This is a genomic window from Plantactinospora veratri (genome assembly GCF_036421995.1).
In the GTDB taxonomy this organism is placed as follows: domain Bacteria; phylum Actinomycetota; class Actinomycetes; order Mycobacteriales; family Micromonosporaceae; genus Plantactinospora; species Plantactinospora veratri.
In genome coordinates, this window is record NZ_JAZGQL010000030.1 from 1 (window position 1) to 24,348 (window position 24,348).

Genomic DNA, 24,348 nt, shown 5'->3' on the forward strand with positions numbered 1-24,348 from the left:
ACCCCCCCCCCCCCCGCCCGGCTCCCCCCGCGGGGGGGGGGGCCCGGCGGGCGCGCGGGGCCGCCCGCACGACCCGCTAACCTGCTCGCCGTGAGCGCGCCGCTGTTCCTGGTCGAGTCGCTGCCGTCGGACGACTCCGTCACGCTGGACGGTCCGGAGGGGCACCACGCCGCGACCGTGCAGCGACTGCGTACCGGCGAGGAGTTGCTGCTCGCCGACGGGCGCGGCGGCACCCTGACCGCCGTGGTCACCGCCGTCGGCCGGGGCACCCTGACCGCCTCGGTCACCTCCCGGCGGTACGTCGACCCGCCCGACCCGAGGCTGGTGGTGGTGCAGGGCATCGCCAAGGGCGACCGGGCCGAGCTGGCCGTACAGGCGATGACCGAGGTCGGGGTGGACGAGATCGTGCCCTGGGCGGCGGAGCGCTCGGTGGCGCAGTGGCGCGGCGACCGGGGCGCCCGGGCCCGGGACCGCTGGGCGGCGACCGCCCGGGAGGCGGCGAAGCAGGCGCGCCGGGCCTGGCTGCCGACGGTCGCCGGGTCGGCACAGGCGCCGGACGAGTCGACCCGGGCGGTGGCCCGGCGCGTCGCCGACGCGGCGGCCGGTTTCGTGCTGCACGAGGAGGCGGAGGCCCGGCTCGGCACCGCCGACCTGCCACCCTCCGGCGACATCGTGCTGGTGGTCGGCCCCGAGGGCGGTGTGTCGCCGGCCGAGCTGGCGGCGCTGACCTCGGCGGGTGCCGTACCGGTCCGGCTCGGCCCCGAGGTGCTGCGGACCTCGACCGCCGGAGTCGCCGCCCTCGCCGTCCTCTCCACCCGCCTCGCCCGCTGGTAAGGAAGGGCCCCCTCTTATCGTTTTCTGTAGAAGAAGGGGCCCTTCCTATCGTCAGTCAGATGTCGACGGGGCTGGACAGGCGGATGTCGGCGACACTGCGTGCGGCCTCGACGCGGTAACGGCCGGGAAGGGTCCGCCAGCCGTCCGGCTGCCATGCCTGGAAGGTGCGTGCCGGCAGGGGCACCCGGACGGTCGCCGCCTCGCCGGGGGCCGCCTCGGCAGCGGCGAAGCCGGCCAGCCAGCGGACCGGACGGTCCGGCTCGGCGGTCTCCGGGCCGACGTACACCTGCACCACCTCGCGGCCGGGACGGTGGCCGGCGTTGCGGACGGTGACCACCGCGACCGGCCCCTCCGCCCCTTCCTCGACGGCCAGTGACTCGTACGCCCAGTCGGTGTAGCCGAAGCCGTGCCCGAACGGGAAGAGCGGTGCGGCCCGCCAGCCCCGGTAGCCGACGAAGATCCCGTCGGTGTAGTCGAGCACCCCGTCGACCGGGGTGGTGGGAAGCGCCGGGCAGTCCTCGGCGCGACGTGGCCAGGTGGTGGGGAGCCGTCCGCCCGGTTCCGCCCGGCCGAGCAGTACGTCGGCGAGCGCCACCCCGGCCTCCTGCCCGGGAAACCAGGTGAGCAGGATCGCCGCCACCTCGTCGGCCCAGGGCATCAGCACCGGTGAGCCGGCGTTGACCACCACCACCGTCCGGGGATTGGCCGCCGCCACCCGCCGGACCAGCTCGTCCTGCCGGCCCGGCAGCGCCAGCGTGCTCCGGTCGAACCCCTCCGACTCCACCTCCTCGGTGGTGCCGACGACCACCACCGCCACGTCGGCGTCGGCGGCGATCCGGACCGCCTCGTCGAGCAGGGCGTCGTCCGGGGCGACCGCAGGCTCGGCGTGACCGAGAGTGAACGAGACGAAGCCCGGGTGTTCGCCGTCGACCATCCGCCGGGTGAGTCGTACCTCGACCGGCTCACCGGCGCGTACGGCGATCTCGAACCGGCGCTCCACGGTGGCCCGGAAGACGGTGCCGGGCTCCTCCGACGGCTCGTAGAGCGGGCCGGCGAAGAGTTCCGTGCCGTCCACGGCGAGGGTGAGGACCCCGAAGCCCTCGACCGCGAGCCGGGCGGTGCCGCTGCGCAGCGGCGTGTGCACGGCGCTGAGTTCGATGCTGGCCAGGTCCTCCGGCGGCAGCCCGTCCGGCAGGTCACCCATCCAGCGCACCGTTGCCCGGTCCAGCTCCGTCCGGTAGCGCTCCCGGCCGTCGGCGTCGCGCAGGGTAGCGGTGATCGGGGTCCAGGCCACCCCGCCGGCTGCCGGCAGCCGGAGCCGGGGGTCGGCGCCGACCGCGTAGTCGAGGTCGGCGTCGGGGAGCGCGGCGGTCAGCCCGGCGAGCGGGGAGATGGCGTGCGGCGGCACGACCAGGGCACTGCCGCCGCCCTGGATCCGCGCGTCGTCGGCGAGCGCGCCGAGCACCGCGACCCGGCGCAGCGCGCCCGGGTCGAGCGGCAGCAGGCCGCCGTCGTTGCGGGCCAGCACGAAGGAGCGGACCGCCACCGCGTGCGCCAGGGCGGCGCCGTCCGGCGGGCGCGGCCGGTCGGCCGGGGCCACCGCCGGGGGTACGCCGTCGAGCAGCCCGACCCGCCCGGCGAGCCGGAGCACCCGGCGTACCTTGTCGTCCACCTCCGCCTCGGCGACCGTGCCGGCCCGGACGGCGGCGACCAGCGCGGCGCCCCACGGGTCGCCGGCGGCCGGCATCACCACGTCGAGTCCGGCGTTCGCGGACGCCTCGGTGCTCCGCGCCGCCGTCCAGTCGGAGACCACGATCCCGTCGAAGCCCCACTCCCGCTTGAGCAGGTCCCGGAGCAAGCCGGCGTGCTCGGTCATGGTGTGCCCGTTGACCCCGTTGTACGCGGCCATCACCGCCCAGACCCCGGCGGCGACGATCCGTTCGAACGGAGCGAGATAGAGCTCCCGGAGTGCCCGCTCGGAGACCCGGACGTCCACGGTCATCCGTTCCGTCTCCGAGTCGTTGGCGACCAGGTGCTTGACCGTGGCCCCGACGCCGAGATCCTGCACGCCGGTGACGTAGCCGACGCCGATCTCGGCACTGAGCAGCGGATCCTCCGAATAGCACTCGAAGTGCCGGCCGCCGAGCGGGCTGCGGTGCAGGTTGACGGTGGGGGCGAGGAGCAGGTGGATCTCATTGCGCCGGCACTCGGCCCCGAGCACCCGGCCCGCCTGCCGGGCCAGCTCCGGATCCCAGGTGGCGGCCAGCGCGGTCGGGCTGGGCAGGGCGATCGACGGGTTGTCCGGGGCCCAGCGGACGCCGCGTACCCCGATCGGACCGTCCGACATCACCAGCGAGCGGAGCCCGATCTCGGGTACGGCCGGCAGGGTCCAGAAGTCCTGGCCGGAGAGGAGCCGGACCTTGGTCTCCAGGTCGAGCGCGGCGAGCGCCCGTTCGAGTACCGCCTCCGCCGGGTCGGCCACCGCGTCCGCGCCGCCGGCCGTCACTCCGCCGGCCGTCACTCCGCCGGCCGTCACTCCGCCGGCCGTCACTCCGTCGGCCTCCGCCGTGTCCCGCCGATCCACCGTCATCGTCGCGCCCCCTCCACCGGCCGGATATCGATCATCCTGCCAGTCCTGGCCGCCGACCGCCGCCCGACGACCAGCGTCCGATTCCGGACGACTCCGGACGACGCCGCCGGGGCGCGGGTCGACGGCCCGGCGGCGGCGGTCAGGTGCGCAGGTAGGAGGCGCCGTTGAGGTCCACGATGGTGCCGGAGGCCCACTCCGCCTCGGGCGAGGCGAGCCAGTGCACGGCGGCGGCGATCTCCTCCGGCCGGGCGACCCGGTTGAACGGGCTCTGCGCCCGGATCGCGTCGCCGCGCGGCGCCTTGAGGTGCTCGTTGGTCATGTCGGTCTCGACGAAGCCGGGCGCGACCGTGGCGACCGCGATGCCGTACGGGGCCAGCGCCACCGCGAGGGACTGGCCGAGGGAGTTCAGCCCGGCCTTGCTGGCGCCGTACGACGGCTGGGTCGGCTCGCCCCGGAACGCGCCCCGGGACGAGACGTTGACGATCCGGCCGCCCGGCCGCGGCAGGTGCCGGGCGGCACACCAGATGGTGTTGGCCGCGCCGAGCAGGTTGACGTCGAGCGTGCGGCGCCACTGTTGCTGCCACTGCTCGTAGGAGGACTCGAAGAGCGGGTGCCCGGCGTCCGCGCTGCCGAAGACCCCGGCGTTGTTCACCAGTACGTCCAGGCCGCCGAGCCGTTCGGCCGCGTCGTCGACCATCGCGCGTACCTCTTCCGGGTCGGCCAGGTCGGCCCGGACCACCACGTGCCCCTCGCCGGGCAGGGCCGCGACGAGTTGCTCGGCCAGCGGGGCCGAGTCGCGGTGGTGCACCGCCACCCGATCGCCTCCGGCGGCGAACGCCACCGCCACCGCCCGTCCGATTCCCCGGGACGCCCCCGTCACCAGCACCGCTCGTCCAGTCATCCGGTCATGATGCCGGTCGCCGCCCGGGTCGGGGCGACCGGGCCGTGCCGCAGCCTGCGCCGGTCGGGCCGTGCCGCACCCTGCGCCGGTCGGGCCGGTGCGCGGCGCGCCGGCCTGACCGCGCCGGGCAGGGGCAGCCCCTACGATGGCGACGATGGAGACCAACTGCCTGTTCTGCCGGATCGTCGCGGGCGAGATCCCGGCCACCGTCGTCCGGGAGACCGAGACCACGCTCGCCTTCCGGGACATCGATCCGAAGGCGCCGGTGCACGTGCTGGTGATCCCGAAGGAGCACTACGCCGACGTGGTGACCCTGACCGAGGCCGATCCGGGGCTGGCCGGCGCCGTGCTCGGCACGGCCGCGGTGGTCGCCGAGACCGAGGGACTGGCCGCCGACGGGTTCCGGCTGATCTTCAACACCGGCCCGTACGGCGGGCAGGAGGTCTTCCACGCCCACGCCCACGTGCTCGGCGGCGAGCCGCTGGGGCCGATGCTGGCCCGCTGAGCGCGTCTTTCCCCCGCCCCGGCCCACCCGGTCCGGGGAACCTCGCGCGGGCCGGTCGGGCCGGTGGCCAGCGGGAACGGCCAGGTGGACGGGCGTATGATCCGTGATCTTGGCGAAGGGATCGTCGGCGAGGGGGCATCGTGGCCGAGGGTGACGGACGGTTCGAGCGGCTGGTCCGGCAGGCGCAGGCGGAGTCCCGGATTCCGGCGGTCTCCGCCGCGCTGCACCGGGCCGATCGGCCGCTGCGGACCTGCACGGTCGGCACCACCGGCAACGACGCGCCGCTGGGTCCCGGTACGGCGTTCCGGATCGGCTCGGTGACGAAGACCTTCACCGCCGTACTCGTGATGCAGTGCCGGGACGACGGCCTGCTCGACCTGGACGATCCGATCGGCGCGCACCTCGACGTACCGGCGCACGGCGAACTGACCGTACGCCGGCTGCTGTCGCACACCTCCGGGGTGCAGCGCGAGCCGTACGGCGACGTGTGGGACACCCTGCACACCACCGAACTCGGCGAGTTCCTCGCCGACCTGGCCCGGGCGGAACGGGTGCTCCCGCCGGCCCGCCGCTTCCACTACTCCAACCTCGGCGCCGCGCTGCTCGGCCAGGCGGTCGCCCGGCTGCGTGGCGGTACCTGGGCGGAGGTGCTCGCCGAGCGGGTACTCGGTCCGCTCGGGCTGGCCGACACCGTCACGCACCCTCCGGCGGGCGCGGCGACCGGCTTCCTGGTCGACGCCTACTCCGACCATGCCCGGCCGGAGCCGAACACCGACCTCGGCGCGGTCGGGCCGGCCGCGCAGCTCTGGAGCACCGCACCCGACATGGCGCGTTGGGCGGCGTTCCTGGCCGATCCGGCGGCGGTGGACCCGGCCGGCGCGGTGCTCCGGTCGACCACCCTCGACGAGATGCGCTGGCCGCTGACGGTGACCGACGAGTCGCTCTGGGCCGCCGGGTTCGGGCTGGGACTGATCCTGCTGCCCCAGCGGGACGCGTCGGGCGCCGCCGAGCGGATCACCCACGTCGGCCACGACGGCGCCATGCCCGGCTTCCTGGCCAGCGTCTACGGCCGGCGTGGCGGTCCCGGCACCCCGGGGGCGATGGGTTGTGCGGTGCTCGGATCCTCCGGTACCGGCGTGGCGGTGAACGACCTGGCGCACCAGCTCCTGGCCGCCTCGGCCCAGGACGATCCCGCCGACATCGTGCCGTGGACTCCGGGCGAGCCGGCTCCCGAGGCGTACCGTGGGCTGCTCGGCCGCTGGTGGGGCGAGGGCTTCGAGTACGTCTTCTCGTGGCGGGACGGCGCCCTGCGGGCCCGGGGCGCCGCCGATCCGGCCGGAAAGCCGCCGGCCGTCTTCGCACCGTTGCCGGATCGGCCGGACGTGCTGCGTACGGTCTCCGGCCGGGAGGTCGGCGAGCTGCTCCGGCTGACCCGGGACGACCGGGGCGAGGTGGTCAGGATGCACTGGGCCACCTACCGCTTCACCCGGCACCAGGAGACCTTCGACCGCTTCGACTTCCGCGCGAGCTGACGGTGGTACGTCGTCCGGTGCCGCGCCGACGCGCGAGTCCGGCCCCGAGCTGTACCGGAGCGGCGTCACCGGCGTCCCGTTGTGCGCGGGTTGTCCAGGTCGGCGGCTGTGCCGGCCGGTCGGCGAGGCGATCGGCCGGACCGGTCTCGCCGGGCGGGGTCGGTCCGGCCGGCCCCGGCGCCGGGCGGGGTGCGGCACGACCTGCCCAGGCCGGTGATCGGTGGCGGAAATGGGCAGCGTGCCGTCGGCGTTGAACAGATACGATGACTCCAACGTCCGCACGTCGCGCGACCGGTCGGGAGATTCCCGACGGCGCAGCGGCACCGAGATCGGAAGCAGGTGGCACAGGGCCTCGGGCCCGACCCATGACCGGTACCCCACCCCCCGGGCAGCCCCGGGTGCAGACCAGGATCACGGTCCCAGACCCCAAGATCATGGTTAATCTGCTCGGCGCGGGCGACGAGATCCTGCGACTGATCGAGCGGTCGATCCCCAGTGACGTGCACGTCCGGGGAAACGAGATCACCCTGACCGGTGCCCCTGGCGACAACGCCTTTGCCGAACGGCTCTTCACCGAGCTGCTCGAGTTGATCGAGAAGGGCGAGACACTGACCACCGACGCCGTGCGGCGTACCCTCGGCATGATCGAGCAGGGCGGCACCGAGCGCCCCGCCGAGGTGCTGACCCTCAACATCCTGTCCCGGCGCGGCCGGACCATCCGGCCCAAGACGCTGGGCCAGAAGCGGTACGTCGACGCGATCGACGGCAAGACCATCGTCTTCGGCATCGGCCCGGCCGGTACCGGCAAGACCTACCTGGCGATGGCCAAGGCCGTGCAGGCGCTCCAGGCCAAGCAGGTGAACCGGATCATCCTGACCCGGCCGGCGGTCGAGGCGGGCGAGCGGCTCGGCTTCCTGCCCGGCACCCTGCACGAGAAGATCGACCCCTACCTGCGGCCGCTCTACGACGCGCTGCACGACATGCTCGACCCGGACTCCATCCCCAAGCTGATGGCCGCCGGGACGATCGAGGTCGCGCCGCTGGCGTACATGCGGGGTCGGACGCTCAACGACGCCTTCATCATCCTGGACGAGGCGCAGAACACCACGCCCGAGCAGATGAAGATGTTCCTCACCCGGCTGGGCTTCGGCTCCAAGATCGTGGTGACCGGGGACGTGACCCAGGTCGACCTCCCCGGCGGCACGACCAGCGGCCTGCGCGCCGTACGCGAGATCCTGGAGGGCGTGGAGGACGTGCACTTCTCCCAACTCTCCAGCTCCGACGTCGTGCGGCACCGGCTGGTCAGTGACATCGTGGACGCGTACGCCCGCTGGGACGCCGAGCGGGAGTCCCAGCAGCAGGGCCAGGGCGTGCACGCCGTACCGGGACGGACCGCGCACGGCGGCCGGACCGGCCGGCGCCGCTAGACCGGACGACAGTGCGGCCACCACAGCTTTCGACAGTTCACCAGGGGAACCAGTTGTCCATCGAGATCGCCAACGAGTCGGGGAGCAGCGTCGACACCGACGCGGTGCTCGCCGTGGCCCGGCACGCCCTCGACGAGATGGGAGTGAACTCCCTCGCCGAGCTGTCGGTGCTGCTCGTCGACGTCGACTACATGACCGAGCTGAACCACCGCTGGATGGGTGGGGACGGCCCGACCGACGTACTCGCCTTCCCGATGGACGAGGGCAGCGTCGACCACGGGCCCGGCGAGGTCAACGGCGGTGAGCCGGCGCTCCTCGGCGACATCGTGCTCTGCCCGGAGGTCGCCGCCAAGCAGGCCGCCACCGCCGGGCACTCGGCCGCCGACGAGCTGCACCTGCTGACCGTGCACGGCGTACTGCACCTACTCGGCTACGACCACGCCGAACCGGAGGAGGAACGGGAGATGTTCGCGCTACAGGCGCGGCTCCTGGACAGCTGGCGCGCGACCCGGACCCAGTGATGCCTGGTCATTTAGCCGCGCTGCCCGCGTCGCTGGCGTCCACCGTCAGCGCCCCGGGCGGCCTACCCGATCTCGCACTGCTCTTCTTCGCCGCCGGCCTGGTGGTGCTCGCCGGCATCTTCGCGATGGCCGACGCCGCGCTCGGCGCCGTCTCCCCGGCCCAGGCCGGTGAGCTGGCCCGGGACGGCGTACGCGGTGCGCGTACCCTCCAGGTCGTCGCCGCCGACGCGGTCCGGCACATCAACCTGCTGCTGTTGCTGCGGCTGCTCTGCGAACTGACCGCGACCGTGCTGGTCGCGCTCGTCGCGGTGGACACCTTCGGCGCCGGCTGGACCGCCGCCCTGGTCACCGCGGGCGCGATGACCGTGGTCAGCTTCGTGGTGGTCGGCGTGGCGCCGCGCACCATCGGCCGGCAGCACGCCTACACGGTCGGCCGGGTCACCGCGCCGCTGGTCCGCTGGCTGGGCCGGGTGCTCAACCCGCTCGCCTCGCTGCTGATCCTGATCGGCAACGCGGTGACCCCGGGGCGCGGTTTCCGGGAGGGCCCGTTCGCCACCCAGGTCGAGCTGCGCGAGCTGGTCGACCTCGCCGAGCAGCGCGGCGTGGTCGAGCACGGCGAACGGCAGATGATCCACTCCGTCTTCGCGCTCGGCGAGACCATCGTCCGCGAGGTGATGGTGCCGCGTACCGAGATGGTCTGGATCGAGGCGCACAAGAAGCTGCCGCAGGCGCTGGTGCTCTTCCTCCGCTCCGGCTTCTCCCGGATCCCGGTGATCGGCGACAGCGTGGACGACGTGCTCGGGGTGCTCTATCTCAAGGACGTGATCCGGCATACCCAGGGCGACGACCCCGCCGCCGCCGAGCGGCCGGTCTCCGAGGTGATGCGTACCGCCACCTTCGTACCCGAGTCGAAGCCGGTCGACGACCTGCTCTCCGAGATGCAGGCCGCGCGCACCCACATGGTGATCGTCGTCGACGAGTACGGCGGCACCGGCGGGCTGGTCACCATCGAGGACATCCTGGAGGAGATCGTCGGCGAGATCACCGACGAGTACGACGTGGAACGGCCGCCGGTCGAGCGCCTCGACGACGGCCAGGTGCGGGTCACCGCCCGGCTGCCGGTCGAGGATCTCGGCGAGCTGTTCGACGTCGAGCTGCCGGCCGACGAGGTGGAGACCGTCGGCGGGCTGCTCGCCCAGTCCCTCGGCCGGGTGCCGCTGCCCGGTGCCTCGGCCGACGTGGGCGGGTTGCGGCTGATCGCCGAGGGCACCACCGGCCGACGCAACCACATCGACTCCGTACTGGTCCGCCGGCTCACCGAGGCCGACGAGCCGGAGCAGCAGCAGACCGCCACCGACCCCGAGTCCCGGGGCATGCAGAGCACCCGGGAGCAGCACTCCCGGGCCGAGGAGAGGCAACCCGCCGATGCCTGACCCGTCCGCCCCACCGACCGCCCCGGTCGGTGGGCACACCCCGTCGGCGACGGTCGAACTGACCGCCGAGGACACCAAGCTGGTGGTCCTGGCCCGGGGTGCCCGGGGCCGGGTCGGCGCGGTGGAGGGCGCGGCAGTACGCGACCAGGACGGCCGGACGTACGCCGCCGCCAGTGTCTCGCTGCCGTCGCTGACCATCACCGCGTTGCAGCTCGCGGTCGCCTCGGCGGTCGCCGCCGGAGCGACCCGGCTGGAGGCCGGCGCGGTGGTGACCGAGGCGTCGACGCTGGACGGCGCCGGGCACGCCGCCGTCCGAGACCTCGCGGCGGACGCGCCGATCCACGTCGCCGCCCCGGACGGCACCCTGCTCGGCACGGTGCTGGAGTGACCGCACCCCGCTCCGCCGGCCAGAACGCCGACGGCCGCTCCGCCGGCCAGAGAGTCGGCAGCCGCTCCGCCGGCCAGAGAGTCGGCAGCCGCTCCGCCGGCCAGGCGGCGAGTCAGCGCTCCACCGGCCAGGCGGCCGGTTACCGGGCCGGGTTCGCCTGCTTCGTCGGGCGGCCGAACGCCGGCAAGTCGACCCTGACCAACGCGATCGTCGGGCAGAAGATCGCGATCACCTCCAACAAGCCGCAGACCACCCGGCACGTGATCCGGGCCGTACTGCACCGGCCGGACTCGCAGCTCGTGCTCGTGGACACTCCCGGGCTGCACCGGCCGCGCACCCTGCTCGGCGAGCGCCTCAACGACCTGGTCCGGCAGACCTGGAGCGAGGTCGACGTGATCGGCCTCTGCATCCCGGCGGACGAGCCGATCGGCCGGGGCGACCGGTTCATCACCGGTGAGCTGGCCGAGTTGAAGGCCAAGGTGCTGGCGGTGGTCACCAAGACCGACCTGGTGGACCGGAAGCGGCTGGCCGAGCAGTTGCTCGCGGTCAGCGAACTGGGCGACTTCGCCGAGGTCGTACCGGTCAGCGCGGTCTCCGGCCACCAGGTGGACACCCTGGTCGACGTGATGACCGGCTACCTGCCGTCCTCGCCGCAGCTCTATCCGGACGACATGCTCACCGACGAGCCGGAGCAGATCCTGGTCGCCGAGCTGATCCGGGAGGCGGCTCTGGAGGGGGTTCGGGACGAGCTGCCACACTCGATCGCGGTGGTGGTCGAGGAGATGATCCCCGAGGACCGGCTGATGAAGATCTACGCTGACGTCTACGTGGAACGCTCCAGCCAGAAGGCGATCGTGATCGGTGCCCGGGCCAGCCGGCTCAAGGACGTCGGCATCCGGGCCCGGCAGCAGATCGAGGAACTGCTCGGCACCCGGGTCTATCTCGACCTGCACGTCCGGGTCGCCAAGGACTGGCAGCGGGATCCGAAGCAACTCCGCAAGCTCGGCTTCTGAGCCCGGCTGCGGATCGGCGGGGGAGGGGACGCGGATGCCGGCACGTCTACTGGTCACCGGCTCGGCCGGACGGGTCGGACGGCTGCTCCGGCCCCGGCTGGCCGGCCCGGAACGGTTCCTGCGGCTGCTCGACATCGCCGAGCAGCCTCCGGCGGCGCCCGGCGAACCGGTGGAGATCGTCCGCGCCGACCTGCACGACCCGGTGGCGCTGGCGTCGGCCTGTTCCGGCGTCGACGCCGTACTGCACCTGGCCGCGATTCCCGGCGAGGACACCTTCGCGGAACTGCTCCGGGTGAACGTGGCGGGCACCCAGAGCCTGCTGGAGGCGGCCCGCGCGGCCGGGGTACCCCGGGTGGTGCTGGCCTCGTCGATCCACGCGGCCGGCTGGTACCGCCGGGCCGGCAGCCGGCCGGAGCCGGCCGGCGTACCGGCACCGACCGGGCCGGACGGGGTGCCGGCGACGGTGCCGCCCCGCCCGAACACCTACTACGGCTGGTCCAAGGCGGCCGTCGAGTCGCTCGGCAGCCTCTACGCCGACCGGTTCGGCATGACCGTCTTCGCGCTGCGGCTCGGCGCGTGCTTTCCCGAACCGCCGGGGATCAGCGGGCTGGAGAACTGGATCTCCCCGGACGACTGTGCCCGGCTGGTCGACGCCTGCCTGCGGTCGGACGCCACCGGTTTCCGGCTGCTCTGGGGGATCAGCCGGAACAGCCGGCGGTGGTGGTCGCTGGCCGAGGGGCGGGAGATCGGGTACGAACCCGAAGACGACGCCGAGCCGTACGCCGACCGGGCGCGCCCGCTCGAGGGCGAGGAGGCCACCGCCGGTCTGGTCGGCGCGCAGTTCTGTGTCTATTCGCTCGGCGAGCGGCGCTGACCCGACGGATCGGAGTCGACCGTCCCGGACCGGTGACGTCCGGCCCTCGGGCAGCGCATGAAATCGGTGTCTGTCGAAGGACGGCACTGGGTAGGGTTCGGACCCATGGGAAAAGTCCTCTCCGTCAACCTGGCCGTGCCGGAGCCGAACAGCGCCAAGGCGGTCGGGACCACCGGCATCAACAAGCGTCCGGTGGACGGGCCGGTGCTGGTCCGCTCACCCGGGCCGAAGAAGGTGGGGCTGGGCAGCGGCCTGGTCGGTGACCAGATCTTCGACCTGGCGCACCACGGCGGCGACGACCAGGCGGTGTACGCGTACGCCCGGGAGGACTACGACTGGTGGGAGGCGGAGCTGGGGCGCCCGCTCCCCGGCGGCCTCTTCGGCGAGAACCTGACCACGATCGGGCTCGACGTGAACGGGGCGGTGCTCGGCGAGCAGTGGCAGGTCGGCTCCGAGTTGGTGTTGCAGACCACGTTCGGCCGGATCCCGTGCGCCACCTTCCAGGTCAAGATGGGGCTGCCGCGCTGGCTGAAGCGGTTCACCCAGGCGGCCCGGCCCGGGGCGTACCTCCGGGTGGTGCGGCCGGGGCAGGTGAGCGCCGGCGACGAGGTGACGGTGTCGCACCGGCCGGAGCACGGGGTGACGGTCGCCGAGGGCTTCCGGGCCTGGATGACCGAGCCGGAACTGCTGCACCGGCTGCTGGCCGTCGAGGAGGCGCCGGAGGAGCTGCGCGAGGAGGTCAGGCGACGGCTGGGCGGCTGACCCGGTAGGCGTCCGTGACGGCGGCTGCGGGCTGTTCGCCGCGAATTCCCGGAGCGTTCATCGCGGAACCTCTACGGAATCGGTTGTCCGGGCGGGGATGCGGGGTACGAAGATCCTGTCCCCTCCTCCCGGCCACAAGTCAGGCTGATGCGAAACCGGTACTACGACCTGCTCCGCTGTCTTGCCATCGCCCGAGTCGTCGTCTACCACGTCACCGGTTGGGCCTTCCTCACCCTGGCGTTCCCGGCCATGTCGGTGATGTTCGCGCTCGCCGGGGCGTTGATGGCCAGTTCCCTCGACCGCTGGGGCGTGTCGGCCGTCGGCCGTCGGCTGCGTCGACTGCTGCCGTCGCTCTGGCTGGTGGCGCTGCTCTTCGTACCCGCCATGTTGCTCACCGGCCTGGCGCCGTCCTGGCGGCTCGTCTTCTGGGTGCTGCCGCTGGCCGACCCGCCCGCCAACACCTGGGGGGCGCTGGCGCTGAGCGTGGTCTGGTACCTGCGCGACTACCTGTGGTTCGTCGGAGTCTCGCCGCTGGCCCGCTGGCTGTTCCGCCGCTGGCCGGTGCCGACGCTGCTCGCGCCGTACCTGCTGCTCGGCGTCGTCGAGTTCGGCTATCCCGAGGCGCCGGGCCTGCTCCGCGACTTCGGGCTCTACTACGGGGCCTGGCTGCTCGGCTTCGCCCAGCACGACGGGCTGCTGCGGCGGATGTCCCGCCGGCTGCTGCTGACCGTCGCGGTACCGGTCGGGGTGGCCGGCCTCGCCTGGACCCTGAGCCACCAGGGGCCGCGCGGCTACGACCTGAACGACGTACCGCTGGGCAACGCGCTCTGGTCCGTCGCGTTCGTGTTGCTGGTTTTCGGCTTTGCCCCCTCGACGGTCGCCCCGGTCGACCGCTGGGCGCCGCTGCGCCGGGCGGTGACCGTGCTGAACGCCCGGGCGCTGACCGTCTATCTCTGGCACATGCCCTTCGTGATCGCTCTCAACGAACTGCTCTCCGGGCTCGGGCTCGCCCATTCCTCCGCGCTCGGCTTGGCGGCCCGGCTGGCCGCCGTCGCGGTGCTGGTGGCGGTCGCGGTCGCGCTCTTCGGCTGGGTCGAGGACCTGGCGGCCCGGCGCCCGCCGTGCCTGCTGCCCGGCGGCACCGTCCGGGCGCCGGCCGGCGCCGCCACGGCAGCGGTCCGGAGGAGCCCCGCCCGGGGTACGACGGCCGGCGAGCGCGCCAGCCTCAGTTCGACCGGACGGTGATGTCGCCGCTGCCGGTCCGCATGTCGAGTACGGCCTTCGCGGCCGGGTCGTTCGGCACCCGCACGTCGGTATTGCCGGAGTCGGCGTGTGCGCTCACCCGGTAGCCGCCGGCCGGTACGGTCACGTCGATCGAGCCGCTCGACGCGCTGGCCTGGACCGAGCCGGCGGCGACGAGGACCAGCGAGATGTCGCCGGAGCCCGTCTCCGCGTTCACCTTTCCGGCGCCGAGCGAGCGTCCCTCGATCGATCCCGAGCCGGCCCGCGCCGAGACGGTGCCGGGCACCCGGTTCAGCCGGATGTCCCCCGAGCCGGTCTCGACGCGTACCGGGCCGCTCGCGTCGGTCACCGAGATGTCGCCGGATCCGATCTTGATGTCGACCGTCGTCAGCGCGGTCAGGGTGACGTTTCCGGAGCCGTTCTCGCCGCGCAGCGCGACCCCGGCCGGGGCGAGGACGTCGTAGGAGACTCCGCAGTGCCTACCGCAGTCGGTGTCCAGGACGAGCTTCGTGCCGTCGATCCGGTAGGTGGCGTCGTTCGGCTCGGGGCCGCGGTACTGCACCACCCGCTCGATCCGGACGTTCTGCACCGCCCCGGTGCGAATCACGACGTCTCCGGCGCCGGGGAGCACCTCGATCTCGGTGATCTTCACGTCCTCGGTCCGGTCGTAGGTGAGGCGCTGCTCGGCGAAGCCTTCACAGCCGGCCAGAGCGATCAGGGCGACCAGGGCGAGCCCGCCGGTCAGGGCGGTGCTCCGGGAAACCAGCATTGCCGAAGGGTATGCCGCGGCGGCCAACTGAACATCCGGGTCCGCCACCCAGCCACCCCGAGCCCGACCCTGAGCCCGTTCTCAGGGTCGGGGTGAAAGGAGGGGGCCCTTCCTCTACAAAAAACGATAAGAAGGGGCCCCTCCTTTCACCCGGAGGGTGAGTGGGAAGAATGGGCGGGTGCCCGGGTACCGCCGACAGCTCTACCGCGACGACGCGGTGGTGCTGCGCGTCCAGAAACTCGGCGAATCCGACCGGATCATCACCCTGCTGACCCGCCAGCACGGCCGGCTGCGGGCGGTCGCCCGGGGGGTACGCCGGACCACCTCGCGGTTCGGTGCCCGGCTGGAGCCGTTCGGCCACGTCGACCTCCAGATCGCCGGTGACCCGAAGGGCGAGCAGGGCAGCTCACTGCACTCGATCAGCCAGGTGGAGGGGATCGCGCTCTACGGCAAGGCGTTCGTCACCGACTATCCCCGCTACACGGCGGCGAGCGCGATCGCCGAGACGGCGGAGCGGCTCACCCCGGTCGAGCGGGAGCCGTCGCTGCGGCTGTTCCAGCTCACCCTGGGCGGGCTGCGCGCACTCGCCGACGGGGAGCACGCCAGCACTCTGGTGCTGGACGCCTACCTGCTGCGCGGGATGGGGCTGGCCGGCTGGGCACCCGCGCTGGTCGCCTGCGCGGTCTGCGGTACGCCGGGCCGGCACGGCGCGTTCTCGGTACCCGCCGGGGGGTGTGTCTGCCCGGACTGCCGGCCGCCCGGCGCCGCCCATCCGGCGCCGGCCACCCTCGACCTGATGGCCGCGCTCGCCTCCGGGGACTGGCGGACGGCGGACGCCGCCGACTCGCCGCACCGCCGGGAGTGCAGCGGGCTGGTAGCGGCGCACCTGCAATGGCATCTGGAGCGGGGGTTACGCTCCTTGCCGCTGGTCGACAGGGGATCGACCGGTGAGCGTACGGAGCGGGCGCGGCACGTCCCGCGCCCCGACCCGGCGGACGTAGCGAAGGAAGCACAGTGATCCGAGCGATGACCAACCGGGGCCGTCGGGGCCCGGTGCCACCGACCCCGCACCCGTCCGGGGCCCGCCCCCCGGCGCTGCCGGTCGAGGCGCTACCGAAGCACGTGGCGGTGGTGATGGACGGCAACGGGCGGTGGGCCAAACAGCGCGGACTGCCCCGGACCAAGGGGCACGAGCAGGGCGAGTACTCCCTCTTCGACACCATCGAGGGCGCGATCGAACTCGGCATCCCCTATCTGTCGGCGTACGCCTTCTCGACCGAGAACTGGCGGCGCTCGCCGGACGAGGTGCGCTTCCTGATGGGCTTCAACCGGGACGTCATCCGGCGCCGCCGGGACCAGTTGGTGGAGCTGGGGGTCCGGGTCGTCTGGTCCGGGCGGGCCGGTCGGCTCTGGAAGAGCGTGATCTCGGAGTTGCAGACGGCCGAGGAGATGTCCCGGGGCAACTCGACGCTGACCCTCCAGTTCTGCGTCAACTACGGCGGGCAGGCCGAGATCGCCGACGCGGCCGCCGCGATCGCCCGGGACGTCGCCGCCGGCAAGGTGGATCCGGGCAAGGTCAACGAAAAGATGATCTCGCGGTACCTCTACCACCCCGAGGTGCCGCCGGTCGACATGTTCCTCCGCCCCTCCGGCGAGCAGCGGATCTCCAACTTCCTGCTCTGGCAGAGCGCGTACGCCGAACTGGTCTACCTGGACACCCTCTGGCCGGACTTCGACCGCCGGCACCTCTGGTACGCCTGCGAGCTGTACGCGCAGCGGGACCGCAGGTTCGGAGGTGCCCTGCCGAACCCGGTCGCACCCGGACCGGCACACGGCTGATCGCCGACCCTGCGGAAGACGGCTCGACTTCGGGCCGAAAAACGGGTGCGCCCGGGGAGCGAACCGGGTTATGGTCCAGACATGCGGTACTGATCTCCCTTCATCCGAGCCGACCCGCCCCGCCTGTTTCGCGCGGCGCGGGTGCGAGCGCTCCGGGCGTCCGTGCCGTTCCGCCTTCTCCGGCGACCCGTCACCGGTCGGTGACACCTCCGCGAACGGACTCCCGCAGATCCCATTCCCGCGCGCCGCTGCCGCTGCGCAAGCAGGGCGGTCCCGACCAGGAGGAGCGAACACCGTATGCCTGCCAAACGAAAGTCCAGGAAGACCAGCGGCTCGACCGGTAGGGGCGGTTCCCCGGCCCGGCCCGGCCGCCCGGTGGACGACTCGATCGAACTCGCCACCCCGATCGCGCTGCCGGGTGACGGCGCTCCGATCGCGCTGCCGGGTGACGGCGCTCCGATCGCGCTGCCGGGTGACGGCGCTCCGATCGCGCTGCCGGGTGACGGCGCTCCGATCGCGCTGCCGGGTGACGACAGCCCGGCACGCCAGCGACCGGTGGCGCCGAAGGCGGGTCCGGCGATCCGCAACGGCGGCGGCCCGACCGGTGTCGGGCGTGGTCGGGGCGCCGCGTCGTCCCGCCAGTACGCCTTCCGGCGCAGCTGAGCCGGCCGCACGGATCCGCACGGTACGGCGTCGGGCCACCCGCCCGGCGCCGTCCGCCGTCCGGGAAGAGCCCCGTCGCCGAGCCGCCGCCCCGCCGGGAAGCCTGCCGCCGAGCCTGCCGTACACCGTGGCACCGGCCGGCCTCCCGATGGAGCTGATCCAATGTGATACTTACTCGACCTCCGGTGACGGGGTGGCTGGTCCGCGGGGCGGTGGAGGGTCGGGATGACGGGCGAGGTCGCCGGAGCACAACCGCTCCGGCCCACCGATCCACGCCAACTCGGCCCGTGCGAGCTGGTCGGCCGGCTCGGTGAGGGCGGCATGGGCACCGTCTACCTGGCCCGGCTGGCCGATGGACGGACGGTCGCGGTCAAGGTGATCCGGCCGGACCTGGCGCACGACGCCGAGTTCCGGCGCCGGTTCCGGGGCGAGGTGAAACGGGCGCGGCAGGTGCCGCCGTTCTGCACCGCCGAGGTGCTCGACGCCGACCCCGACCACGACCCGCCCTACCTGGTCGTCGAGTACGTCGACGGCCCCAGCCTGTCCACAGTGGTCGCCGACCGTGGCCCGCTCACCCCGGGCAACCTCTACGGACTCGCGATCGGCATGGCGACCGCGCTGACCGCGATCCACGGCGCCGGGGTGATCCACCGCGACCTCAAGCCGAGCAACGTGCTGCTGCCGCCCGGCAGCCCAAAGGTGATCGACTTCGGGATCGCCCGCGCGATGCACGGTACCGCCGCCGGTACCCGCACCGACCAGGTGATCGGCACTGTGGCGTACATGGCGCCGGAACGGTTCGAGCCGGCGACCAAGGGGGTGCTCACGCCGGCCGCGGACGTCTTCGCCTGGGGCGCCGTGGTGGCGTACGCCGGCACCGGGCGTACCCCGTTCGCCGCCGAGACACCGGCCGCGACAGCAGTACGGATCATGACGGAGGAGCCCGATCTCGACGGGTTGACCGCACCCCTGCGCGAACTGGTCGAACTGGCGCTGGCCAAGGAGCCGCACCGCCGGCCGAACACCCGTGACCTGCTGGACCGGCTGCTGGCCGGCGGGCCGGGCCGGACCGGCCAGGTCGCCGAGACGCTGGTCAGGCAACCGGACCTGCTGGCCGCCGCCGAGCAGGCGCAGGCGGTCACCGAGCAGCGCCCGCTCGCCGAGACCGCGCCGGTCGGACGCTCGGCGGCCGGGTCCGGCACGGCGAGCCCGTCCGGCACGGCGAGCCCGTCCGGCACGGCGAGCCCGCCCGGCACCCCGGACCGGTTCGCCGGCAACCCGTACGGGCTGGTCGTGCGGGACACCCCGCTGCCCGTCAGCCCCGGTGCGGCCGATCCGGGAGCCGTCGTCGGGCCGCCCGGTGCGGTCCAGTCCGCGCCGCCGTCCGGGCAGCCGGCCGCCCCCGCCGCACCGGACCGTCGGGGAGGCGGCCGGTGGGGAACCCTCGCCAGCGCGCTCTTCGCGCTCGTCGGACTGCTCGGCGCGGCGGTCACCGTCGGCTACGCCAGCGGGGTGCTGCCGCCGGGCGCGGAGCGGCCGGGAGTCGGCCAGACCCCGCCGGGCCCGCTGGCCAACGCCGGCCCCGGCGCCACGGTCGGTGGCCCCGGCCCGGCGAGTTCCGCGCCGACCGCCGGCCCGGCCGCCGGGTCACCGCCGTCCGGCCGCGTGGTGATCGCCGACCCGCTGACCAGATCGGGCCTCTGGTCACCGAGGACGGACCAGCGGCACCGGGTCGGCTGCGAGTTCGACGGCGGACTGGTGGTCTCCAAGCAGAGCGACGGCCCGTACCGGTGCCCGGGGCCGCAGCGGGTCTGGACCGACGTACGGGCCGAGGTCGACGTCATCCTGGTCGAGCCGGTCAGCTGCGCCGGGATCTGGTTCCGGTTCACCGACGACCAGGGCGGGTTCGTGCTGCGGATCTGCGCCGACGGGTACCACCTGATGCGGCACGGACCCGATGCCGCGCTCGAGGCCGGCGACTTCCCTTTCCCGCTGGATCGGCGGCCGAACGGCCGGATCCGGGTCGGCGTGGTCGCCGACGGCGAGGACCTCCGCTTCTATCAGGACGGCCGGCAGATCGGCGCGGCCCGGGACGACGCGCCGGTGGCCGGCCGGGTGGTGCTCGGCATCTTCTCCGATCCGACCTCCGACCCGGGTCAGGAGCCGTCCTACCGGGTCGCGTTCGGCGACGTCGAGATCGCCACCCTGGACTGATCCGGCCCACTCCGGCCGGGTTCGGAACGGCCCGTCTCCCAGTCGGCTGAGCCGGCCGGGTCAGCCGACCAGCGGGCGGAAGGCGCCGAGCGCGACGCTGACCGCGAGCGCTCCGCCGGCCAGCATCGCGGCCCCGGCGACCAGGGCGGCGTCGGCGACGGTGAACCGCTGCCGGCGGGCCGACGTACGCGGCGAGCCCGAGTCGAAGCCCCGGGCGTCCATCGCGGTCGCCAGCCGGGTACCCCGGCGGATCGCCCCGACCAGCAGGGCGAACGCGGTCGAGCCGAACAGCCGCAGCCGGGCCAGCGGGTTCCGCCCGGCGTCGACACCCCGGGCCCGCCGAGCCAGGCTCAACATCCGCCACTCCAGGGCGAGCAGCGGTACCAGCCGGAACGCGGCCAGCGCCCCGATCGCGAACCGGGGCGGCGCCTTGACGTTCTGGATCAGCGCGTCCGTCAGGTCGGTGGGATCGGTGGTGGCGAAGACCAGGACCCCGGGCAGCGCCACCGCGATCACCCGCAGCGCCATGCCCAGCGCGGTGGCCAGTACCCCGGTGGTGACCGCCACCGGCCCGGCCTGCCACAGCAGGCTGCCGGTCCGCTCGGCGGCGAAGAGCATCAGGGTGCAGAAAATGCCGAGGGCGCTGAGCAGCAGCGGCCAGGCCCGGCGGGCCAGTGCGGCGTACCGGACGCCGAAGAGCGGCACCACGGCGAGTTCGAAGGCGATCGCCACCGCCGGAGCCACCGGGTCCACCGTGGCGATCAGCGCCACGGAGACGACCATCGCGGCGGCGACCTTCGCCACCGGGTTGCGCCGGGCCAGCGGCGCACCGGGCGCGGCGATCGGCTGGTACGGGATCATCGGGCCCGCCCCGCCGTCCGGATGTGCCCCGACTCCGTCGTCCCGTCGTCGCCGAGCCGGATCGTCCGGTCGGCCAGCGCGGAGACGAAGTCGGCGTCGTGGGTGACGGTGACGATGCCGTGCCCGCTGTCGCGCAGCCCGGCGAGCAGGTCGACCAGTTCCAGCCAGGTACGCCGGTCCTGGCCGAAGGTCGGCTCGTCCAGTACCAGCAGCCGGGGCGCGGTGGCCAGCGCGGTCGCCACGCTCAGCCGCCGCGCCTGCCCACCGGAGAGGGTGTACGGGTTGGCCGCCGCCAACCGGTCCAGCCGGAGCCGGACCAGCAGTTCCTCGACCACCGACCGGACCACCGCCTCGGGCTGGCCGGTCCGGCGTGGCCCCAGCGCCAGCTCCTCGAAGACGGTGCTGCGGACGAACTGGTGCTCCGGGTCCTGGAAAACCGAGCCGATCCGGCCGGCCAGCACCGGAGCCCGCCACCGGTGCGGTGTGGTGCCGGCGTGCCGCCCGGCCAGTGCCGGAGAAGCCGCCAGCCGGCCGGTGCCGGGCCGGAGCAGCCCGCCGAGCAGCAGCGCCAGGGTGGACTTGCCGGCACCGTTGCGGCCGAGCACCGCGAGCGTCTCGCCGGCGCGTACCCGCAGGTCGGTGCTTGCCAGCCGGGGCGGCAGGCCGAGCCGGTCGGCGGTGAGCAGCACCTCGCCGGGCCCGGTCGCGGCCCGGCGAGGTGCCGGCGGCGGCCCCGGCACCCAGACCCCGGCGGCGGCCAGCGTCGCGCCGTGCGCCGCGAAGACCCGCTCCGGCGGCCCGTCGGCGCGTACCCCGCCGCCCGGTTCGAGCACCACCACCCGGTCGACCAGCGGCAGCGCCTCGGTGACCCGGTGCTCGACCAGGATCAGCGTGGTGTCGTCGTCGACCGCCGACCGGACCGCGTCACGGACCAGCGCGGCGCCGGCCGGGTCCAGGTTGGCGGTCGGCTCGTCGAGCAGCAGCAGTCCGGGCCGCAGCGCGAGTACCCCGGCCAGGGCGAGCCGCTGCTGCTCGCCGCCGGAGAGGGCGGCGGTGGACCGGTCCAGGCCGTACGGGAAGCCGACCCGGTGCAGCGCCTCGGTGACCCGGGGCCAGATCTCCGCCGCTGGTACGCCCCGGTTCTCCAGGCCGAACGCCACGTCGTCGCCGGCCCGGTCCATCACGAGCTGGGTCTGCGGGTCCTGGAAGACGATGCCGACCCGCTCCCTCGCCTTGCGCGGATCGAGCCCGTCGATCTCGACGGTGCCCTCCTGCTCGCCGGAGTCCTCGGCGAGCAGCCCGGCCAGTGCCGCCAGCAGGGTGCTCTTGCCGGCACCGGAGGCGCCGAGCAGGAGTACCCGCTCGCCGTGCCCGATCCGCAGGTCGACGTCGCGGACCGCGAAGGCCCGCCGGCCGGCGTGCCGCCAGCCGAAGCCGCGCAGCCGTACCTCACTCATGCCGGCACTCCGCTGCGCTTCGTGCCGGCATGAGGCTCATCCGCACTGAGCTGGCTGATTCGCTCGCTCCGCTCGCTCATGCCGGCACTCCGCTGCGCTTCGTGCCGGCATGAGGCTCATCCGCACTGAGCTGGCTGATTCGCTCGCTCCGCTCGCTCATGCCGATATCACCGAGGTCGCGCCGCTCACACGGCGGTGCGATCTCGACCGGCCGGGAATCGGTCCAGCACGCCGGTCTGGGCCAGCGCCCGGGTGAGTGCCCAGCCGCCGGCACCGGCCAGCACCGCCGAACTGAGCACGGTGAAGAGGAAGACCGGCAGTCGGAACGAGTCGAAGTCGTACTCGGAGTAGTAGCGGATCTGGTCGAAGATGGCGGCGGCGATCCCGGCCAGCAGGCCGGAGGCGACCGCCACCGGCAGCCGGAACGAGCGGTATCCGACGGCGAGGAACGCCAGCTCGGCGCCGACGCCCTGGGCGAGCCCCTGGAGGATCGCGACGGTGCCCCACTGGCTGCCGAGCAGCACCGAGACGAAGGCGGCGAGGAACTCGCAGTAGAGCGCCGCACCGGGCTTGCGGATCACCAGGCCGCCGAGCACGCCGGGTACCAGCCAGATGCCGTAGATGACCGCCTGGGCCGGTGGGAAGAAGGTGAAGGCGCCCTCGGTGGCGCCCCAGACCAGGTTCCAGGCCCAGAAGATGACCCCGAACGCGACCGCGATGACCGAGGCGACGACGATGTCGACGGTGCGCCATCGGGTGGTGGTGGACGAACTCATGGGCATGCCTCCCAGTCGCGTGGCGAACCAGGCAAGACGCACGCCGCAACCCGGGACGGCCCGGACTGCGGCGCGGCTGGAGACTCGACCGAACTCCCTGCGCTGGCATTACCCAGATCAGGTTCGAGGGTCTGCGGGTGTCACCCGCACTCTCAGCGCTGTGCGCTCCCCTGTCGGATGTGCTGTTGTTCCGCAGACCGTACACCGGATACCCCTGTGCCGACAGCGGTGGAACCGGCGGATGTGGCGGCGCCCACCAGGCGGCGGGATAGGGTGGATGGCCCAGATCAACATCTCGAAGGGACGCGTGCGGCGTGACACTCAGCCCCGAGGGCTATCTCGACGTGGTCACCGAGACGATCGGGCGGGTGGCGGTGGCCGCCCGGGACGGCGTACGCCGGGCGGCCGATCTGGTCACCGACGCGCTGCGGGCCGGTGGGGTGGTGCAGGCGTTCGGTACCGGCCACTCGGAGGCGTTGGCCATGGAGATCGCCGGGCGGGCCGGCGGGCTGGTCCCGACGAACCGGATCGCGCTGCGTGACCTGGTGCTGCGCGGCGGCCAGCCGGTCGAGATCCTCGGCCCGACCCTGGAGCGGGACCCGACCGTGGCCCACCGGCTCTACGAGCTGACCCCGGTCGATCCCCGGGACGTCTTCGTGATCGCCTCGAACTCCGGGGTGAACGGCACCATCGTCGAGTTCGCGTCGCTGGTGAAGGAGCGCGGTCACGGGCTGATCGCGATCACCTCGGAGCAGCACTCGGCCCGGGTCGCCTCCCGGCACCCGTCCGGGCGGAAGCTCCGCGATCTCGCCGACGTGGTGCTCGACAACGGCGCTCCGTACGGCGACGCGACGCTGCCGCTGCCCGGTGGCGGTGCGGTCGGCGCGGTCTCCTCGATCACTGCCGCCCTGCTCGCCCAGCAGGTCGTGGTGGAGGTGGTCCGCCGGCTGGTAGAGGCGGGGGAGACGGCCCCGGTCTACCTGTCGGCGAACATCCCGGACAGCGACGACCACAACAACAGCCTGGAGGCCCGGTACGCCGGCCGGATCCGCCGGGGCGGCTGAACCGGAGCGCTCCGACCTCCCACGCCGCCCGGTTCGGTCCCGGTACCGCCTCCCCGTCCGCTGTCGAGCCTTCCTCGCGTTTCACGTACGGCCGCTGAGGGCACACTGCTGCGAACTTGACTCAGGGGGAGGAGGCCCAGGTGGCCGTGGAGACGGAGAAGCAGCGTTGGCAGCGGAACTTCGCCGACCTGTTGCAGGAGCTGCGGGTGGCGCAGACCGGGGTGCAGATCCTGTTCGCCTTCCTGCTGACCCTGCCCTTCAGCAACGGCTTCCCGAGGGCCACGGAGTTCCAGAAGGACACCTACATCGTCGCGTTGCTGGCCGCCGCCGCGGCCACCGCGTTGATCATCTCGCCGGTCGCCTTCCACCGGGCGCTCTTCCGGCAGGGGCGCAAGCCGGAGCTGGTCCGGTTCGCGCACGGCATGGCGACCGGCGGGCTGGCGTTCATGCTGATCGCGATGGTCAGCTCGGTACTGCTGATCACCGACTTCGTGCTGCCCCGGCCGGTGGCGTTCGTGCTCAGCGGGGTGACCTCGGTCTGGTTCCTGACCTTCTGGGCCGCGCTGCCGTTCCTGCGCCGCAACTGGGGCGAGGCAGACGAGGACGACGACGAGGAGCCGGCCACCGCCCGCCCCGACGCGGTCGACTGAACCCGCCCGCCCGGGCCGTCTCGTCGTAACGCT

23 protein-coding genes and 1 riboswitch are annotated in these 24,348 nt (G+C 73.6%); of the genes, 17 read left to right on the top strand and 6 right to left on the bottom strand.

Translation table 11 applies throughout. The features are described 5' to 3' along the window. The first annotated feature begins 90 nt into the window (after positions 1-90). Positions 91-834, top strand: coding sequence for a 16S rRNA (uracil(1498)-N(3))-methyltransferase (locus tag V1634_RS29270; protein ID WP_331210957.1), 744 nt, complete (start codon positions 91-93; stop codon positions 832-834). 55 nt (positions 835-889) lie between these two features. Here V1634_RS29270 and V1634_RS29275 read toward each other — a convergent pair whose 3' ends face one another. Together V1634_RS29275 and V1634_RS29280 are read right to left on the bottom strand one after the other, a co-directional pair. Beyond that, positions 890-3,424, bottom strand: a complete 2,535-nt coding sequence (locus V1634_RS29275) for a glycoside hydrolase family 3 protein (protein WP_331210958.1) — start codon at positions 3,422-3,424, stop codon at positions 890-892. Between the two features lie 139 nt (positions 3,425-3,563). Next, on the bottom strand, positions 3,564-4,325 hold the full coding sequence (locus V1634_RS29280) for an SDR family NAD(P)-dependent oxidoreductase (RefSeq protein ID WP_331210959.1): 762 nt from the start codon (positions 4,323-4,325) through the stop codon (positions 3,564-3,566). Between the two features lie 154 nt (positions 4,326-4,479). On the opposite strand from V1634_RS29280, the gene V1634_RS29285 reads away from it, so the two are divergent. From V1634_RS29285 to V1634_RS29330, 10 genes are all read left to right on the top strand, one after another. After that, positions 4,480-4,830, top strand: a complete 351-nt coding sequence (locus V1634_RS29285; protein WP_331210960.1) for a histidine triad nucleotide-binding protein — start codon at positions 4,480-4,482, stop codon at positions 4,828-4,830. Between the two features lie 140 nt (positions 4,831-4,970). Continuing rightward, positions 4,971-6,362 carry a serine hydrolase domain-containing protein gene (locus tag V1634_RS29290; protein ID WP_331210961.1) on the top strand — a complete coding sequence of 464 codons (1,392 nt, stop codon included), beginning with the start codon at positions 4,971-4,973 and terminating at the stop codon, positions 6,360-6,362. 365 nt (positions 6,363-6,727) lie between these two features. Then, on the top strand, positions 6,728-7,789 hold the full coding sequence (locus V1634_RS29295; protein ID WP_331210962.1) for a PhoH family protein: 1,062 nt from the start codon (positions 6,728-6,730) through the stop codon (positions 7,787-7,789). A gap of 53 nt (positions 7,790-7,842) precedes the next feature. After that, a complete protein-coding gene (ybeY, locus tag V1634_RS29300; protein WP_107263286.1) occupies positions 7,843-8,310 on the top strand; it encodes an rRNA maturation RNase YbeY in 468 nt (155 codons plus the stop codon). After that, entirely contained in the window at positions 8,310-9,743 is a 1,434-nt protein-coding gene (locus V1634_RS29305) for a hemolysin family protein (protein WP_331210963.1), read from the top strand. Before ybeY ends, V1634_RS29305 begins: the two co-directional genes overlap by 1 nt. Next, positions 9,736-10,131: a cytidine deaminase gene (locus V1634_RS29310; RefSeq protein ID WP_107263284.1), complete on the top strand. Its 396-nt coding sequence runs from the start codon at positions 9,736-9,738 to the stop codon at positions 10,129-10,131. The genes V1634_RS29305 and V1634_RS29310 overlap by 8 nt, the downstream gene beginning before the upstream one ends. Next, positions 10,128-11,144 (top strand): GTPase Era, encoded by a 1,017-nt coding sequence (gene era / locus V1634_RS29315; protein ID WP_331210964.1) that lies wholly within the window; start codon positions 10,128-10,130, stop codon positions 11,142-11,144. The genes V1634_RS29310 and era overlap by 4 nt, the downstream gene beginning before the upstream one ends. 34 nt (positions 11,145-11,178) lie before the next feature. Then, positions 11,179-12,018 carry an NAD-dependent epimerase/dehydratase family protein gene (locus V1634_RS29320; protein ID WP_331210965.1) on the top strand — a complete coding sequence of 280 codons (840 nt, stop codon included), beginning with the start codon at positions 11,179-11,181 and terminating at the stop codon, positions 12,016-12,018. A gap of 105 nt (positions 12,019-12,123) precedes the next feature. Then, the gene (locus V1634_RS29325) at positions 12,124-12,780 is read left to right on the top strand and encodes an MOSC domain-containing protein (RefSeq protein ID WP_331210966.1); all 657 of its coding nucleotides are present in this window, start codon (positions 12,124-12,126) and stop codon (positions 12,778-12,780) included. Positions 12,781-12,927: 147 nt separating this feature from the next. Further along, on the top strand, positions 12,928-14,025 hold the full coding sequence (locus V1634_RS29330) for an acyltransferase family protein (protein ID WP_331210967.1): 1,098 nt from the start codon (positions 12,928-12,930) through the stop codon (positions 14,023-14,025). On the opposite strand, the gene V1634_RS29335 is transcribed toward V1634_RS29330, so the two are convergent. Then, positions 14,006-14,791 carry a DUF4097 family beta strand repeat-containing protein gene (locus V1634_RS29335; protein ID WP_331210968.1) on the bottom strand — a complete coding sequence of 262 codons (786 nt, stop codon included), beginning with the start codon at positions 14,789-14,791 and terminating at the stop codon, positions 14,006-14,008. The two genes, V1634_RS29330 and V1634_RS29335, sit on opposite strands and share 20 nt — an antisense overlap. A 178-nt stretch (positions 14,792-14,969) precedes the next feature. On the opposite strand from V1634_RS29335, the gene recO reads away from it, so the two are divergent. From recO to V1634_RS29355, 4 genes are all read left to right on the top strand, one after another. Then, positions 14,970-15,809: a DNA repair protein RecO gene (gene recO / locus V1634_RS29340; protein WP_331210969.1), complete on the top strand. Its 840-nt coding sequence runs from the start codon at positions 14,970-14,972 to the stop codon at positions 15,807-15,809. Positions 15,810-15,817: 8 nt separating this feature from the next. Then, positions 15,818-16,630 (top strand): isoprenyl transferase, encoded by an 813-nt coding sequence (locus V1634_RS29345; RefSeq protein WP_331211074.1) that lies wholly within the window; start codon positions 15,818-15,820, stop codon positions 16,628-16,630. 297 nt (positions 16,631-16,927) lie between these two features. Further along, positions 16,928-17,293 (top strand): hypothetical protein, encoded by a 366-nt coding sequence (locus V1634_RS29350; protein ID WP_331210970.1) that lies wholly within the window; start codon positions 16,928-16,930, stop codon positions 17,291-17,293. Between the two features lie 225 nt (positions 17,294-17,518). Beyond that, on the top strand, positions 17,519-19,507 hold the full coding sequence (locus V1634_RS29355; protein WP_331210971.1) for a serine/threonine-protein kinase: 1,989 nt from the start codon (positions 17,519-17,521) through the stop codon (positions 19,505-19,507). A gap of 60 nt (positions 19,508-19,567) precedes the next feature. Here V1634_RS29355 and V1634_RS29360 read toward each other — a convergent pair whose 3' ends face one another. The 3 genes from V1634_RS29360 to V1634_RS29370 all read right to left on the bottom strand — a co-directional run bounded on the left by V1634_RS29360 (position 19,568) and on the right by V1634_RS29370 (position 22,601). Next, the gene (locus V1634_RS29360) at positions 19,568-20,368 is read right to left on the bottom strand and encodes an energy-coupling factor transporter transmembrane component T family protein (RefSeq protein ID WP_331210972.1); all 801 of its coding nucleotides are present in this window, start codon (positions 20,366-20,368) and stop codon (positions 19,568-19,570) included. After that, positions 20,365-21,825 carry an ABC transporter ATP-binding protein gene (locus tag V1634_RS29365; RefSeq protein ID WP_331210973.1) on the bottom strand — a complete coding sequence of 487 codons (1,461 nt, stop codon included), beginning with the start codon at positions 21,823-21,825 and terminating at the stop codon, positions 20,365-20,367. The genes V1634_RS29360 and V1634_RS29365 overlap by 4 nt, the downstream gene beginning before the upstream one ends. Positions 21,826-22,010: 185 nt before the next feature. Then, positions 22,011-22,601, bottom strand: coding sequence for an ECF transporter S component (locus tag V1634_RS29370; protein WP_331210974.1), 591 nt, complete (start codon positions 22,599-22,601; stop codon positions 22,011-22,013). A 76-nt stretch (positions 22,602-22,677) separates the two neighbouring features. Beyond that, positions 22,678-22,783, bottom strand: a riboswitch (TPP riboswitch). Positions 22,784-22,915: 132 nt separating this feature from the next. On the opposite strand from V1634_RS29370, the gene V1634_RS29375 reads away from it, so the two are divergent. Both V1634_RS29375 and V1634_RS29380 read left to right on the top strand, forming a co-directional pair. Then, on the top strand, positions 22,916-23,665 hold the full coding sequence (locus V1634_RS29375; protein ID WP_331210975.1) for an SIS domain-containing protein: 750 nt from the start codon (positions 22,916-22,918) through the stop codon (positions 23,663-23,665). A 140-nt stretch (positions 23,666-23,805) separates the two neighbouring features. Then, positions 23,806-24,315, top strand: coding sequence for a DUF6328 family protein (locus tag V1634_RS29380; protein ID WP_331210976.1), 510 nt, complete (start codon positions 23,806-23,808; stop codon positions 24,313-24,315). The last annotated feature ends 33 nt before the right edge of the window (positions 24,316-24,348 follow it).

Excerpts from the sequence above, each read along its gene's own strand:
- V1634_RS29275 (WP_331210958.1), bottom strand. The coding sequence starts at position 3,424 with ATGACGGTGGATCGGCGGGACACGGCGGAGGCCGACGGAGTGACGGCC.
- V1634_RS29280 (WP_331210959.1), bottom strand. The coding sequence starts at position 4,325 with ATGACTGGACGAGCGGTGCTGGTGACGGGGGCGTCCCGGGGAATCGGA.
- V1634_RS29285 (WP_331210960.1), top strand. The coding sequence starts at position 4,480 with ATGGAGACCAACTGCCTGTTCTGCCGGATCGTCGCGGGCGAGATCCCG.
- V1634_RS29295 (WP_331210962.1), top strand. The coding sequence starts at position 6,728 with ATGACCGGTACCCCACCCCCCGGGCAGCCCCGGGTGCAGACCAGGATC.
- V1634_RS29305 (WP_331210963.1), top strand. The coding sequence starts at position 8,310 with ATGCCTGGTCATTTAGCCGCGCTGCCCGCGTCGCTGGCGTCCACCGTC.
- V1634_RS29310 (WP_107263284.1), top strand. The coding sequence starts at position 9,736 with ATGCCTGACCCGTCCGCCCCACCGACCGCCCCGGTCGGTGGGCACACC.
- V1634_RS29320 (WP_331210965.1), top strand. The coding sequence starts at position 11,179 with ATGCCGGCACGTCTACTGGTCACCGGCTCGGCCGGACGGGTCGGACGG.
- V1634_RS29325 (WP_331210966.1), top strand. The coding sequence starts at position 12,124 with ATGGGAAAAGTCCTCTCCGTCAACCTGGCCGTGCCGGAGCCGAACAGC.
- V1634_RS29330 (WP_331210967.1), top strand. The coding sequence starts at position 12,928 with ATGCGAAACCGGTACTACGACCTGCTCCGCTGTCTTGCCATCGCCCGA.
- V1634_RS29335 (WP_331210968.1), bottom strand. The coding sequence starts at position 14,791 with ATGCTGGTTTCCCGGAGCACCGCCCTGACCGGCGGGCTCGCCCTGGTC.
- V1634_RS29345 (WP_331211074.1), top strand. The coding sequence starts at position 15,818 with ATGACCAACCGGGGCCGTCGGGGCCCGGTGCCACCGACCCCGCACCCG.
- V1634_RS29350 (WP_331210970.1), top strand. The coding sequence starts at position 16,928 with ATGCCTGCCAAACGAAAGTCCAGGAAGACCAGCGGCTCGACCGGTAGG.
- V1634_RS29355 (WP_331210971.1), top strand. The coding sequence starts at position 17,519 with ATGACGGGCGAGGTCGCCGGAGCACAACCGCTCCGGCCCACCGATCCA.
- V1634_RS29360 (WP_331210972.1), bottom strand. The coding sequence starts at position 20,368 with ATGATCCCGTACCAGCCGATCGCCGCGCCCGGTGCGCCGCTGGCCCGG.
- V1634_RS29365 (WP_331210973.1), bottom strand. The coding sequence starts at position 21,825 with ATGAGTGAGGTACGGCTGCGCGGCTTCGGCTGGCGGCACGCCGGCCGG.
- V1634_RS29370 (WP_331210974.1), bottom strand. The coding sequence starts at position 22,601 with ATGAGTTCGTCCACCACCACCCGATGGCGCACCGTCGACATCGTCGTC.